This is a genomic window from Amycolatopsis acidiphila (assembly GCF_021391495.1).
Classification (GTDB): domain Bacteria; phylum Actinomycetota; class Actinomycetes; order Mycobacteriales; family Pseudonocardiaceae; genus Amycolatopsis_E; species Amycolatopsis_E acidiphila.
Genome location: NZ_CP090063.1, coordinates 4,615,484 through 4,629,109 on the forward strand (window position 1 = coordinate 4,615,484; position 13,626 = coordinate 4,629,109).

Annotated in this window: 14 protein-coding genes; 6 read left to right on the forward strand and 8 right to left on the reverse strand. The window is 73.4% G+C overall.

The genetic code is table 11. The features are described 5' to 3' along the window. Nucleotides 1-62: 62 nt before the first annotated feature. Nucleotides 63-1,730 carry an acetolactate synthase large subunit gene (locus tag LWP59_RS22520; protein ID WP_144642635.1) on the forward strand — a complete coding sequence of 556 codons (1,668 nt, stop codon included), beginning with the start codon at nucleotides 63-65 and terminating at the stop codon, nucleotides 1,728-1,730. 194 nt (nucleotides 1,731-1,924) lie between these two features. Next, nucleotides 1,925-2,776 carry a DUF1206 domain-containing protein gene (locus LWP59_RS22525; protein WP_229857206.1) on the forward strand — a complete coding sequence of 284 codons (852 nt, stop codon included), beginning with the start codon at nucleotides 1,925-1,927 and terminating at the stop codon, nucleotides 2,774-2,776. Between the two features lie 6 nt (nucleotides 2,777-2,782). Here LWP59_RS22525 and LWP59_RS22530 read toward each other — a convergent pair whose 3' ends face one another. The 3 genes from LWP59_RS22530 to LWP59_RS22540 all read right to left on the reverse strand — a co-directional run bounded on the left by LWP59_RS22530 (nucleotide 2,783) and on the right by LWP59_RS22540 (nucleotide 5,971). Beyond that, a complete protein-coding gene (locus LWP59_RS22530) occupies nucleotides 2,783-4,150 on the reverse strand; it encodes an MFS transporter (protein WP_144642636.1) in 1,368 nt (455 codons plus the stop codon). Between the two features lie 104 nt (nucleotides 4,151-4,254). Continuing rightward, entirely contained in the window at nucleotides 4,255-5,166 is a 912-nt protein-coding gene (locus LWP59_RS22535; protein WP_229857205.1) for a LysR family transcriptional regulator, read from the reverse strand. A 61-nt stretch (nucleotides 5,167-5,227) separates the two neighbouring features. Then, the gene (locus LWP59_RS22540; RefSeq protein WP_144642638.1) at nucleotides 5,228-5,971 is read right to left on the reverse strand and encodes an SDR family NAD(P)-dependent oxidoreductase; all 744 of its coding nucleotides are present in this window, start codon (nucleotides 5,969-5,971) and stop codon (nucleotides 5,228-5,230) included. A gap of 378 nt (nucleotides 5,972-6,349) precedes the next feature. On the opposite strand from LWP59_RS22540, the gene LWP59_RS22545 reads away from it, so the two are divergent. Then, nucleotides 6,350-6,751 (forward strand): STAS domain-containing protein, encoded by a 402-nt coding sequence (locus tag LWP59_RS22545; protein WP_186383409.1) that lies wholly within the window; start codon nucleotides 6,350-6,352, stop codon nucleotides 6,749-6,751. Nucleotides 6,752-6,756: 5 nt separating this feature from the next. On the opposite strand, the gene LWP59_RS22550 is transcribed toward LWP59_RS22545, so the two are convergent. Further along, nucleotides 6,757-7,356, reverse strand: coding sequence for a TetR/AcrR family transcriptional regulator (locus LWP59_RS22550; RefSeq protein WP_144642640.1), 600 nt, complete (start codon nucleotides 7,354-7,356; stop codon nucleotides 6,757-6,759). 103 nt (nucleotides 7,357-7,459) lie between these two features. On the opposite strand from LWP59_RS22550, the gene LWP59_RS22555 reads away from it, so the two are divergent. Further along, nucleotides 7,460-7,888, forward strand: coding sequence for an organic hydroperoxide resistance protein (locus LWP59_RS22555; protein WP_144642641.1), 429 nt, complete (start codon nucleotides 7,460-7,462; stop codon nucleotides 7,886-7,888). A 33-nt stretch (nucleotides 7,889-7,921) separates the two neighbouring features. Here LWP59_RS22555 and LWP59_RS22560 read toward each other — a convergent pair whose 3' ends face one another. The 4 genes from LWP59_RS22560 to LWP59_RS22575 form a co-directional block, all read right to left on the reverse strand. Next, nucleotides 7,922-8,086 carry a hypothetical protein gene (locus LWP59_RS22560; RefSeq protein ID WP_186383410.1) on the reverse strand — a complete coding sequence of 55 codons (165 nt, stop codon included), beginning with the start codon at nucleotides 8,084-8,086 and terminating at the stop codon, nucleotides 7,922-7,924. 116 nt (nucleotides 8,087-8,202) lie between these two features. Next, complete coding sequence (locus LWP59_RS22565; RefSeq protein WP_144642642.1) at nucleotides 8,203-8,874, reverse strand: fasciclin domain-containing protein; 672 nt, start codon at nucleotides 8,872-8,874, stop codon at nucleotides 8,203-8,205. Between the two features lie 69 nt (nucleotides 8,875-8,943). Continuing rightward, nucleotides 8,944-10,485: a molybdopterin-dependent oxidoreductase gene (locus LWP59_RS22570; RefSeq protein WP_186383411.1), complete on the reverse strand. Its 1,542-nt coding sequence runs from the start codon at nucleotides 10,483-10,485 to the stop codon at nucleotides 8,944-8,946. Nucleotides 10,486-10,566: 81 nt separating this feature from the next. Further along, nucleotides 10,567-12,525, reverse strand: coding sequence for an MFS transporter (locus tag LWP59_RS22575; protein WP_229857204.1), 1,959 nt, complete (start codon nucleotides 12,523-12,525; stop codon nucleotides 10,567-10,569). Between the two features lie 57 nt (nucleotides 12,526-12,582). Here LWP59_RS22575 and LWP59_RS22580 point away from each other — a divergent pair, with 57 nt between their 5' ends. Together LWP59_RS22580 and LWP59_RS22585 are read left to right on the forward strand one after the other, a co-directional pair. Then, on the forward strand, nucleotides 12,583-13,095 hold the full coding sequence (locus tag LWP59_RS22580) for a MarR family winged helix-turn-helix transcriptional regulator (RefSeq protein WP_144642643.1): 513 nt from the start codon (nucleotides 12,583-12,585) through the stop codon (nucleotides 13,093-13,095). Between the two features lie 21 nt (nucleotides 13,096-13,116). Beyond that, complete coding sequence (locus tag LWP59_RS22585) at nucleotides 13,117-13,419, forward strand: hypothetical protein (protein ID WP_229857202.1); 303 nt, start codon at nucleotides 13,117-13,119, stop codon at nucleotides 13,417-13,419. Nucleotides 13,420-13,626: the final 207 nt, after the last annotated feature.

Consider the following 13,626-nt stretch of genomic DNA (forward strand, 5'->3'; position numbering starts at 1 on the left):
CCGTGCCGGACCGGGGGACTAGGCTGGGCGGTGGCGCGCACGGACAGCGGAGGGAGCGGCGGATGGGCGGCGAAGGGGATCCCGGGCGGAGTGCGGCCGAGCTGATCGTGGCCTGCCTGCGCACCGAGGGCGTCGAGTTCGTCTTCGGCATCCCCGGCGAGGAGAACATCCACCTCACCAACGCCCTCGACGCCTCGCCGATCCGGTACGTGCTGACCCGGCACGAACAGGCCGCGTCGTTCATGGCGGAGATGTACGGCAGGGTCACCGGCAAGGCCGGGGTGGTGTCCGCGACGCTGGGCCCTGGCGCGATCAACCTCCAGCTCGGCGTCGCCGACGCGACGACGAACTCCACCCCGCTGGTCGCCCTGTCCGCACAGGTCGGGCGGCACCGGGAGTACAAGGAGTCCCACCAGTTCGTCGACCTGGTGCGGATGTTCGCGCCCATCACGCAGTTCGCCGCGACAGTGCCCTTGGCCGCGGCGATCCCCGAGATGGTGCGGCGGGCGTTCAAGACGGCGCAGACGGAACGGCCGGGTGCGGTGTACCTCGCGGTGCCCGAGGACGTGGAGGACGCACCCGTCCCGCCGGAGGCCAAGCCGATGCCCCTCAACGTCGTGCGCCCCGAAGCGCCCTCGGCCGCACAGGTCGAGCGGGCCGCGACGATCCTGCGCTCGGCGGTGCGGCCGGTCCTGCTCGCCGGCCACGGCGCGGCCCGGGCCGGCGCCGGCCCCGCGCTGGCCAAGTTCGCCGAGCACACCGGCATCCCGGTGGCGACCACCTTCCACGGCAAGGGCGTGCTGCCCGACGACCACCCCTGCTCGCTGGGCACGATCGGCTTCATGCGCCACGACTACGCCAACTTCGGCTTCGACGAGGCGGACGTGGTCATCGCCGTCGGCTACGAGCTGCAGGAGTTCGACCCGGTCAAGATCAACCCGCGGGCGGACAAGGCCATCATCCACATCCACCGCTTCCCCGCCGAGGTCGACGCCCACTACCCCATCGCCGTCGGCATCGAAGGCGACATCTCCGCGTCGCTCGACGAACTGCGCGCGGCGGTCCCGCCGCCGACCGAGCCCACACCCGTGCCGCAGCGGGTGCGCGCGCTGCTGGCGGACGAGCTGGCCCGGGGCGCGGCCGACGACCGCTGGCCGCTGTCCCCGCAACGGATCGTCGCCGACACCCGGGAAGCCCTCGGGCGCGCCGACATCGCCCTGGTGGACACCGGCGCGGTGAAGATGTGGATGGCGCGGCTGTACCCGACGTACGAGGCGAACACCTGCCTGATCTCCAACGGCCTGTCCACCATGGGGTTCGCGCTGCCCGGTGCGATCGGGGTACACCTGGCCGCACCCGGGCGGAAGGTCCTCGCCGTCACCGGCGACGGTGCGTTCCTCATGCACTCCCAGGAGATCGAGACCGCCGTCCGCGAGCGCATCCCGCTCACCGTCCTGGTGTGGGAGGACAACGGCTACGGGCTGATCGAGTGGAAGATGCGCCTAGAGACCGGAAAAACCTCCAACGTCTCCTTCGGCAACCCGGAGATCACCGCCTACGCCGCGAGCTTCGGCGCGAAGGGCTACCGGGTCGAACGCGCCGCTGACCTGCTGCCGACACTGCGCGAGGCACTGGCCGACGACGGCGTGTCCATCGTCGTGGTGCCCGTCGACTACTCGGAGAACCTGCGGCTGACCGACCGGCTCGGCCAGCTGACCGACCCGCTCTGACCCGGATCGTGAAGTTCCGGGCACAGCGTCGGCGTCCGGCTGCCGATGCCGGTCACGGCCGCCCCGCTGCGGAGGGCGACTGCTCGAATCGCCTTCGCTGACCGGAAAACCGGATCACTGGGCCGAACGGAGCAGTAACCCGGCACGTCTCGCTCGCCCGGGCGAAACTCAGGGTGACTCGAGGAGGCGGTCCGATGGCGAACGGCACCAAGCCAGAGCAGGCGTCGCGCAAAGCGTCCCGCGGCGCGTCGCGGCTGGAGGGGAGCCGGACGGCGCAGGTGGCCGGGCGGCTGGGCATGGCGTGCTGGGGTGTGGTCCACCTCGTTGTCGCCTACCTCGCGGTCCGCGTCGCCTTCGGGGCCGGCGGGCAGCCCGACCAGAAGGGCGCGCTGCAGGAGATCGGCTCGACGTCGGTCGGCCAGGCGCTGCTGTGGGTCCTCGCGGTCGGGCTGTTCGCGTTCGGCCTGTGGCAGTTCGTGATGGCCGCCACCGGCTACTCCTGGGTGGCCAAGAAGGGCAAGCGCGTCCGCAAGCGGATCGGCTCCGGCGTGCGGGGCGTCGTGGTGCTCGGCCTCGCCTACACCGCGATACGGCTCGCGACCGGCAGCGGTTCGGCGGGCGGCTCGGGTGACCAGACGCAACAGGAGTTCACCGCGCGCCTGCTCGCGCTGCCCGCGGGACCGTTCCTGGTGGCCGTGGCGGCCGCCGTCGTGCTCGGGGCCGCGATCGCCGCGCTGGTGAAGGGGTTCAAGCAGAGCTTCCTCGACGACCTCGACACCGGCGACCTGCCGGCCGGCACCCGCAGCTGGGTCAAGTGGCTCGGGACGGCCGGCTACGCCGCGAAAGGCGTCGTGTACGCGATCATCGCCGTGCTGCTCGGGTACGCTGCGCTTCGCTCCGACGCACGCGAAGCCGGTGGGCTCGACAAAGCGTTGCTGACCCTGGCGGCCCAGCCCTTCGGCGTCGTCCTGCTCGTGATCGTCGCACTCGGGCTCGCCGCCTTCGGCGTGTACTGCTTCGCCGCCGCCCGTGCCCACAAGAGCTGACGACCGTCAGGGCACGGGGACGGAGCTGCGCCGCCTGACGATGGCGAGCGAGACGCACGCGGAGGCGAGCGCCGCTACCACGAGGAAGACCCAGCCGCGCCGGAACGACTCCATCGTCGGCACGGGTCCATAAAGGACGACCAGGATCGCCGTGCCCAGCACCGCGCCCACCTGACGGGCGGTGTTGATCATCGACGAGCCCGCGCCCCACCGCGCGGCCGGCAGCGCCGCTCCCACCACGCCGGAGAGGCTCGGCATCACCAGGCCCACCCCGGCGCCGGTGCACAGCTGCCCCGGCAGCAACGTGCCCGGGTAGTCGGGCACCGGCCCGGCCCGGCACAGCCAGATCGCCGCCCCGAGCGCGAACAGCAGCCCGCCCGCGGCGGCGATCGGGCCAGGGCCGAAGCGGTGCGTCAGCCTGCCGCCGACCGTGAGCGAGACCAGGACGACCATCGCCGGCCCCGGCGACAGCGACAACCCCGCGGCGACGACCGGCTCGTGCCACTGCCCGGTCAGGAACAGCACGTTGCCCACCAGCATGCTGCCGAACCCGGCGGTGAACAGCAGCATCGCGAGGCACGCCCGCCACATCGCCGGCACCCGCAGCGAGGCCAGGTCCAGCACCGGCACCGGATGCCGCGCCGAGCGCGCCGCCACCCAGACCAGGCTCAGCAGCGCGAGCGCGAACCCGCCCAGCACGCCGGCACTCGTCCAGCCGTGGTCTGGCCCCTCGACCAGCGCCCAAGCCAGGGCGCCGACGCCGGCCACCAGCCCCGTCGCGCCCAGCAGGTCCGGCACCCCGGAGCCGCTCTCCTTCGTCTCACTCAGCACCCGCAGGCCGAACAGCAGCGCGAGCACGCCGACCGGGACGTTGACCAGGAACACCCACCGCCACGACACCTGCACCAGCAGCCCGCCGAGCGGCGGTCCGAGTGCTCCCGCGGCGCCACCGACCGCGGCCCACGCGCTCACGGCGACCGCGCGGCGCGCCGCCGGGACCGCGGTCATCAGCAGGGCCAGCGAGGTGGGCGTCACCAGGGCGGCGCCCGCGGCCTGCAGCACCCGGAACGCGACCAGCATCGGCACCGAGGTCGCGGCCGCGCACGCCGCGGAGCCCGCGGTGAACACGACCACCCCGACGAGGAAGACCAGCCGCCGCCCGTAGCGGTCGGCGAAGCGCCCGGCCAGCGCCAGCAGCGCCGCGAAGACGACCGTGTACCCGTTGAGCACCCAGGAAGCCGTGGCCAGGTCGCTGCCGGGGAAGCTCGCGCGGATGTCCGGCAGCGCGATGTTGACGATGAACAGGTCCAGCGTCGCCAGGAACGCCGCCGCGGACACCACCAGGAGCACGGCACCGGGCCGGGACGCGGTCATCTGCCCTCACAGGGTCGGTAAGTTGTGTTTTCCAACTTAACCGATCGGGGCGGAGACGCGCCAGGCCCGTCCCGCTCGCCGGGATATCGGCCGCGGCGAGCCTTTCAGTCCACAGTGGACACTGGGCCCGGCCGGTCGAGGGCCGCGACGAGGCGGCCGAGGTCGCGCCGGTGGGAGTGGGCCGACCAGACCGCCCACGTCCGGCGCACCAGCGGCTGACCGGCCAGTGCAGACCACACCACCGAACCCGGCAGGGGCTGCGCCCAGTCCGGCGGCGCGAGCGCGAAGGCGCCCCCGGTGGCGACCGCGGCGAGCTTGACCTCGGGGATCAGCTCCTGCCCCTGCGGCGCGTCCGGCCCCAGCTCCAGCCCGTGGCTGCGCAGGATCGCGGTCAGCTCGTCGTACCAGGCGGGACTGCCCGAGCGCGGGAAGCCGACCCAGCTCAGCCCGGCGAGCGCGGCCAGCGGGATGCCACCAGGCCCCGCCAGCTTCGCCGTGAGTGTCGCGGTGAGCAACACGCCCAGCCTCTCCTCGACGACCAGCATCGCGTCGAAGTCGGGGCCGACCGGGTGCTCCCGGACCAGCGCGAGGTCCAGCTCCCCCGCCGTCAGGGCGGCCAGCTGCGCCGCGCTGGACAGGTGCCGCGCCTGCACCCGCGTCTCCGGGTCGGCGGCGGTGACCTCGGCCAGCGGCCCGGACAGCAGGTCCCCGGGCAGCTCGAGCGGGATCCCGATGCGCAGCACGCTCCCGCCCGCCGCGCCGCGCCGGGTGACCGCCGCGATCGCCTCGTCGTGCCGGGCGAGCACGGCCCGCGCCCCGGCGAGCAGGGTCATCCCGGCGTCGGTGGCTTCGACCCCGGTACTGCTGCGCACGAGCAACTGCACACCCAGCCGGCGTTCCAGCGTGGTCATCGTCTGGGACAGCGCGGGCTGGCTCACGTGCAGCCGCCGGGCCGCGGCGGAGAGCCCGCCCTCCTCCACGACCGCGACGAACGCCCGCATCTCCCGTATCTCCACGTGTTCATGACAGCACGCCCCTCCGGGCCCGCCCATGCGGACGGGCCCGGAGGGCCAGGCGTCACACCGCGATCCGGCCGCCGTCGACGGGGACGATCGCGCCGTGGACGAAGCTCGCCCGCCCGGCCGCGAGGAACGTGATCACCTCGGCGATCTCCTCCGGGGACGCGGGCCTGCCCGCCGGGCCCGCCGCGGCGAGCTGGTCGAGCGCCTCGCCCATGACCGCGGTGCCCTCGGTGCGCGTCGGCCCGGGGCTGACGGCGTTCACCCGCACCCCGCGCGGACCGTACTCGGCGGCCCACGACTTGGTCAGCAGCCCGAGCGCGGCCTTGCTCGACCCGTACAGCCCCATCCCCGCGGCGCCGAACTCGGCGACCATCGTGGTCACGTTCACGATCGCCCCGTGCCCGCGCCCGGCCATCGCCGACGCGAGCGCGGCCACCAGGAAGTACGGCACCTTGACGTTGACCTCGAACACCGCGTCGAAGTCGGCTTCGGTGGTGTGCTCGGTGGGGCCGAAGGGGAACAGCCCCGCGTTGTTGACCAGCACGTCGACCTGGCCGAGCCGTTCGGTGGCCCGCTGCGCGAGCGCCCGCGCGGAGGCCTCGTCCCGCAGGTCGCCGGGCAGGAACTCCGCCTGCCCGCCCGCCGCCACGATCTCCTTGACGGCCTGCTCGCCGCGCTCGGCGTTGCGTCCCGACAGCGCCACGTGCGCACCGGCGCGGGCGAGCGCGACCGCCGTCGCCCGGCCGATCCCGCTCGTGCCGCCGGTCACCAGCGCCGAGGTCCCTGACAGTTCCGACATCTCTTCCCACCGTCCGTCGAATCCAGGCGGTCTGCCCGCCCGGCGAGTCGTTGCTCGCCTGTCGCGGTACAAGTCCGCGGCGGGGGCGAGACTTCCCGCTGCGCTATCGGCCTCGCCTATGGCGGCCATCAGCGGGGGCGAAGCGACCACCGCGTCCGAAGTGGACAGTCAGGGCCGTCGCCCGCCGCCACCGTCGCGCCGGCCCCGGCAGCCGCTGTGAAGCGCCAGGCCGTCTTGCCCCGCCGCGGATTTCTCCGTACCGTCGGCAGGGACGGCTCTAGTCAACTGGTCGTCGTACTTCGCTCGAAACCCGGACCTGGCAGCGTCCATCCGCGCCGACCCCGTCCGAGCGACACCCTCGATGACCGGAGCCTCTCCTTGCCCTTCTTCCCCGAACCCGACGCGAACCGGTGGCCGCCGCCGCTGGACACGCCCGGTGTGACGGTGACCGTCACCCGTGACCGCGCCTCGCTCGCGCAGGTCGTGGTCGTCGGCGAACTCGACCTCGCCACCGTGGGCGAGCTCGAGGCCGCGACCGGGGGCATCTCCCGCGACAGCGTCGGCGTGCTGCTGGACCTCTCGCGGGTCGACTTCTGCGCGGCCACGGCCGCCCGTTTCCTGGTCAGCCTGCGCGAACGCCTCGCCGACGCCGGCGTTCCGCTCGCGCTCGTGGTCGGCAAGGGCGCTGTCCAGCGCTGCCTCGACGTGACCGGCGCCGCCGCGCGCCTGCCGATCCACCACAGCCGTGCCGCGGCGATCGCCGAGCTCGAGCACACCTGACGCGGTCAGCCGCGCAGCGCCGCCTGGACGACGGCCCGCCCGGCCGCGACGAGTGAACGCGACCGCGCCTGCGTCACGGTCCCCAGGTAGCCGCCGACCATCGCACCGTCGCGCAGCATCATCAGGTGCTCGACCGCGGGCGCCGGGGCGGCGACCCCGAGCTCGGCGAGCAACTCGGTGAGCAGGCCGGCGAACCAGGCCCGGTGCGCCGCGACCGTCCGCCGGACCGGGTGCCCGGGGTCGGCGTACTCGGCGGCGGCGTTGATGAAGGGACAACCGCGGAATCCCGCCGCACAGCTGGTTTCCGCGATCGCCTCCGCGAGCAGGGTCAGCGCGGCCGCCGGATCCCCGGGACGGGCGGCGCGCGCCTGCTCGACGACGCTGCGCTCCCACTCCGCGCGGCCCTGCAGGTAGGCCAGCACGAGATCGTCCTTCGCCGGGAAGTGCCGGTAGAAGGTCACCTTGCTGACCTGGGCCTCGGCGATGATCCGGTCGGCACTGACGGCCCGGATCCCCTCGGCGTAGAACAGCGCGTCGGCGGCCGCGAGGATGCGCTCGCGCACCGGCGAAGGGCGCTGCCCCGTCTCGGCCTGTGCCCGCACCATCGGTCCTCCTTCCCCGCCGCTCCAGGCTAGCGGCCTGCTGTCGCGCCCCGACGATCGATGCTACCTTGTAGACGTACTAGTTCGTCTACCTAGAGGGACCACCATGACCGACACGCTGTACACGGGCATCGCCACTTCCACCGGCGATGGGCGCGCGGGAGGCCGCGCCGCCACGGACGACGGGCTTCTCGACGTGACGCTGGCCATTCCGCGCGAGATGGGCGGGCCCGGCGGCGCGACGAACCCGGAGCAGCTGTTCGCCGCGGGCTGGGCGTCGTGCTTCCACTCGGCGCTCAAGGCCGTCGCGGCCCAACAGAAGGTCGCGGTCGCCGACTCGGCCGTCGTCGCCGAGGTGAGCGTGCATCCCAACGGCCAGGGCGGGTTCACCCTGAGCACCGCGCTGCACGTGGAGCTGACCGGCGTCGACCAGGCGACGGCCGACAAGCTGGCCGAAGGCGCGCACGCGATCTGCCCCTACTCCAACGCGACCCGCGGCAACATCCCGGTCACCGTGGACGCGACCGTCGCCTGAGCGCCGCTGCGCCGCCGGGATCCCGGGTCGCGGTCATTCCTCCGACGCGACGAACAGGAACCCGGCGGCGATGACCCCGAGCAGGAACCACCACGCGTCGGCGTTGACGGCGGCGGCCAGGATGCCCGAAGCCAGCGCCGCGATGCCGAGCACGCGGGCCGGGCCCAGTTCCGCCCGGCGTTTGGCAGGTGTGTCCATCTGCTCAGTGTGGCCCTGCCGGGGCGCCATGGCACCCGGAATCCGGGTGAGGATTCCAGTGCGGCCACTCGCGCGGCCGGCCCGGCGCACAAGGCGCCGGGCCGGGTGGGGCGATGTCACTTGTTGGTGCCCGGGGTCAGCACGGTGTCGATCACGAACACGGTCGCGTTCTTCGTCGGAATGTTGCCGCACAGGACCTTCGCCCCGTTGACGGTCATGTCGTCGCCCGAACCGGAGATCTTGACCGGGCCGCCGTCGGTGTTCAGCGTCTGCACGGTGCCCGCCGCCTCGAGACCCTTGGCGTCGTAGCGCTGCGGCAGCACGTGGTACTGCAGGATCGGCGCCAGCTGCGACGGGTTCTGCGCCAGCTGGGTGAACTTCGCGTCACCGAGGGCGTTGAAGGCGCTGTCCGCCGGAGCGAACACGGTGATCGCCTGCTGGCTGTTGAGCGTGTCCACGAGGTTCGTCGCCTTCACGGCCGCGACGAGCTTGGTCAGCAACGGGTTCGTCGACGCGGCGCTCGCCACCGGCTGCGGGCCCATCGAGTCCAGGCTCCCCGGCGCACTCCCCTGCGGCAGCTGGCCGCACGCCGGGCCGAACACGTCGGAGTTCGTGGTCACCCCGGTGCCCATGGCTGCCGAGGCAGGCGCGGGCATTGAGCTCGGCGGCATCTGCGCGCTGCTGCTGCCTCCGCTCGAGGCGCTGTCACTGCTACCGCCACCACACGCGGCCAGCGACAGGGCGGCCACGGCGGCGAACCCGGCACCGGCGATCCGAACAGTCTTCACGAAAACCACTCCATTCCAGATTTTCCTGCTGTCATCGGGTATTCGGTGCCGACCGCGCGGCGGATTGGCTCATTTCGCGGTGAATGTGACGGTGGGCCGGCCGGTCGCGCCGTCGGGCACCGTCCCGGCCCGGTCCCCGGTCTGCGTGTAGCCGCTGTTGTCCGTGGCACGACACGAGATCTGGTGCGTTCCGGCCGGTACCCCCACCTCGGCCCACCACATCCGCCAGGTGTCGTCGTTGACCTTTGTGGACAACGTCGTCGGTTGCCACGGGCCGTTGTCCACGCGCACCTCGACCTTGGCGATCCCGGTGTGCTGCGCCCAGGCGATCCCCGCGACGCGCACCGTGCCGGCGGTGACCGTGGCGAACCCCTTGGGCGTGTCGATACGCGACTCGGTCTTGATCGGCGCCTGTTCGCCCCAGCCGCGCTTGAGCCAGTACGCCTGCCGCGCACGCCACGTCGTCACCTCCAGGTCGGTGACCCACTTCGTCGCCGACACGTAGCCGTAGAGGCCGGGAACGACCAGGCGGGCGGGAAAACCGTGCTCCACGGGCAGCGGCTCGCCGTTCATGCCGAGCGCGAGCATCGCGCCCCGGGCAGGATCGAGCGCGGTGGCCACGGGGGTGCCGGAGGTCCAACCGTCCACACTGGTCGAGAACAGCTGTTCGGCGCCGGGGCGGACACCGGCCTCCCGCAACAGCTCGGCCAGGTCCACGCCGACGAAGTTCGCCGTGGAGACGTAGGGCCCACCGACCTCATTGGACACACACGTCATCGTGATCGTGCGCTCGACGAGCGGCCGGTTCCGGATTTCCTCGTAGCCGTACCGTTTCTCCCGGTCCACCATGCCGTGCAGGCGCAGGCTCCAGTCCTCGGCGCGCACCTGCGGCACGCTCAAGGCCGTGTCCACCCGGTAGAACTCCGGGTTCGGGGTGAGGAAAGGCGGCGTGCCGAGCTTCGCGAAGTCGGCGTCCGCCGGGATCGCGGGCGCTGTCCGCGCGGGCACGAGACGCCCGACCGCACGCCGCGACGCCGCAGCGTCCCTCGTCGAGCCGAGCAGCTGCCCGCCCGCTCCCGCGATCGCCGACCCCGCCAGCACGCCGATCCCGGTGAGCAGGAACGCGCGCCGCGAGGCGACCGGCGCCCTGCCCCGGCGTGCCGCGCGGTGCAGCAGCCGGAAGACGGCGACCCCGGCGAGGAGACTGACCAGCGGTGCCAGCAGCGCCACCGCCCCGAGGTCCGGCCGCTGGTACACCGCGACCAGCCCGACGAGCCCGAACACCGCGATCACGACCGTGCCGGGCCACGGCGAGCGCCGCGACGCGACCCCGGCCAGCGCGGCGAGCACGACCAGCGCCACCGCCATCCCGGACAGCAGCACCAGCTTGTCGTGCGTGCCGAACGTGCGGACCGCGAAGTCCTTGAGCGACACCGGCGTCAGGTCGATCGCCCCGTTGCCGACGGCCAGGTACGGCGAGGCGTTGACGCTGATGAACCCCGCCACCAGATGGCCCGCGGCCAGTGCGGCGAGCAATGCCAGCACACCGCACGCGGCCGAAGCGAGCACGCCGAGCCGGGCCGGGGAAGGTGCTGGGGAAGTCGTCGTCATACCGGGTGTTCGGAGCCCGCGCCGCCCGGTATTGGTCCCGTTCCCGTTCGATCGGCGGGCGTGCCGGGGAACCGGCGGCCGCTACGGCCGCGCGCGGGCGGTGTGGCCGCGTTCCGGCTGGGCAGCCGGCAGAACCAGCAGCGGGTCGTGCCGGGTGCGCCGGCCCTCGACGCGGACCGGGCTCGCCGTGGGCGCGTATCCGGTCGTGACCACGGTGTACTCGCCGGGACGCAGGCCGTCGATGCGGTAGTGGCCGCGCTCGTCGGTGACCGCCACCTGCGCCACCTCACCGCCCGCGTCCAGCAGCGCGACGCTGGCCCGGGCGACCGGGCCGCCCGCGGCCTCCACGACCCCGGACAGCCGGGCGACCCGCGGGAACGCGAAGTCCGCCGTCACCGCCGCGTCGCCCACCCGCAGCTCCCGCGCCAGGGTGTCCTGGCCGCGCGCGGCCGCGAGCAGCAGGTACGGGCCCGGCTCCGCGGGCAGCTCGAACCGCCCGTCCGCGTCCGTGGTGACCCGCTGCGCCCGGTTCGTCCGCAGCGAGGTCAGCGTCAAGGTCGCGGGCGCGCCGGTCACCGTGCCCCGGACCACTGGGGCGGCCGGGGCGGCCGGGGCCTTGCGACGGCGGCGCCGCGCCGAGAGTGCGATGTCGCCGACGCCGACGACCAGCGCGAGCGTCACGAGGGCGACCGAGCCGATCAGCCCGTGCGCGGCGGAGGAGTGGTAGTCGCCGTGGGACCGGGCCAGCTGCGCGAAGAACAGCGAGCCGCCCAGTGCGGTGCCGATCGCGGCGCCGACCCGCTGCGCGGTCTGCAGCACCCCGGCCGCGGTACCCCCCTCCGCGGGCGGCACCTCCTCCAGCGACAGCGTCTGGTTGGGCGCGATCACCAGCCCGCTGCCGAACCCCGCCACGAACAGCGGGCCGCCGAGCACCAGCGCCGCGTTCGCGCCGGTGTACTCCCCCACCAGCCAGGCCGTCACCCCGAGGCCGACGACGACCAGCAGGATGCCCAGCACCACCATCGGCCTGCCGAAACGGTGCACGATCCGGCCGCCGATGGCCGGGGAGATCGCCGAGCCGATCGCGAACGCCAGCGTCGCCGCGCCTGCCTCCAGCGGCGAATAGCCCAGCCCCTGCTGGAAGAACAACGTCGTGACCAGGAAGATCCCGGTGAACCCGGCGAAGTACACCAGCCCGAGCAGCGCGCCCATGGCGTAGCTGCGCACGGTCAGCAGCCGCAGGTTGACCAGGGGGTGGCGGGCCCGGCGCTCCCACAGCACGAACACCACGAGCAGCACCGCGCCGACCCCCATCAGCCACCACCGCGGTGCCGAGGTCGCCTCCTCGGCTTCGACGAGCGGCAGCATCACCGAGACGACGGCGAGGCCGAGCAGCAGCGTGCCGAGCAGGTCCGGGGCGCGCCGCGGCCCGGTGCGGGTGTCGCGCGGCAGCAGCCGGGCGCCGAAGACGATGGCGAGCAGGCCGATCGGGAGGTTGACGTAGAAGACGTAACGCCAGCCCTCGTCGATGCCCAGTCCCTGGATGAGCAGGCCACCCAGCACCGGGCCGACCGCGGTGGAGAGCCCCACGGTGGCGCCGAACAGGCCGAAGGCGCGACCGCGTTCCCGGCCCGAGAACAGCTGCTGGATCATGCCGATGACCTGCGGGTTGAGCAGGCCGCCCGCGATGCCCTGGCACAGCCGCGCGACCACGAGCCAGGTCGCGTTCTGCGCCGCCCCGCACAGCGCGCTCGTCGCGACGAACAGCAGCAGGCCCAGCAGGAACATCTTCCGGCGCCCGTAGTCGTCGCCGAGGCGCCCGGCCGGGACCAGCGCGAGCCCGAAGGTCAGCGCGTAGCCGGAGACCACCCACGACACGTCCGCCGGGGTGGCGCCGATGCCGTGCTCCATCGACGGCAGCGCCACGTTGACGATGCTCACGTCGAGCAGCGTCATGAAGCCCGCCACGAGGCAGATCCACAACGCGCGCCAGCGGCGCGGGTCCGCTTCTCCCGCGGCGTTTCCGGTTGAGTTCACCACGTCATCCACAGTAGATTCGAGACCAGTAAGAAAACGACTGGTGTAAGGATACCTGCGATGGCGGGTCCCGAACGGCGCGACCGGGTCGACGTGCTGATGGAACAGATCACCACGCGCACCGAGGACGAGTTCACGGCCAAGTCCCTGAGCTTCCGGCTGCGCCGGGTGGCGCACCGCCTGGAGACCGAGCTGCGCCGCGAGCTGTCGGCGTTCGGGATCGAGCTGTGGGAGCTCGAGCTGCTCGGCGCGCTCAAGCGGGCCGGCCCGCCCTACCGGCTCTCGGCCGGGGCCCTGCTCGACACGATGCGGGTGACCTCGGGCGGGGTCACCAAGCGTGTCGCCGGGCTCGAGCGCAAGGGCTGGGTGCGCCGCGACGTCGACCCGCGGGACCGCAGGCAGATCCTGGTGAGCCTGACCGAGACCGGCCTGCGGCGGGCGCGCGAGGTCTTCGACACCAAGACCGACACCGAGACGAAGCTTCTCTCGGGGCTGGCGCCGGCCGCGCAGCGCCGCCTGAACGAGGACCTGCGCCGGCTGCTCGTCCACTTCGAAGGCGGCGCGGACGACTGAGCGAGCGGCAGGGCCGGCGCCGTGGCGGTGAGCGGTGACCTCGGGGTGCGGCTGAAGTTCGCGCTCGCGGTGGTGCTGCCCGCCCTCTTCCTCGCACTGCCCGCCGTCACCGGCGCCGGGCCCGCCGAGCTGGCGACCGCGCCGGCCGCACTCGCCACGGCCGGGATCTGCGTCCGGCTCGAGGCCGCCGCCGCACCGGCCCACGTGCACGCGGTCCGCCTGCGCGAGCGCGCCGAACTCGTCGACTGCGTCCGGTTCCGCGACCAGGGCGCCCCGGGCCGCGCCCGGCCACGAGCTCCGTCCACGGGCGGCCTGGCCGCCTGACCTCTCCGTTCGAGCACGGCAGCCGCTCCCGCCTGCCCGATCCCTGCTCGATCCCACGGAGTCAGCCGGCAGCCCGATCGCGGTGGGCCTGCCGCTGATGCTGCTGGCCGGGCTCGCGACCTTCCGCTGCTGGTGTACTACCTGGTCGGCAACGTCTGGACGCTCGCCCAGCAGCACCTGCTCACCGGTTGGGTGGACCGCGAGCCG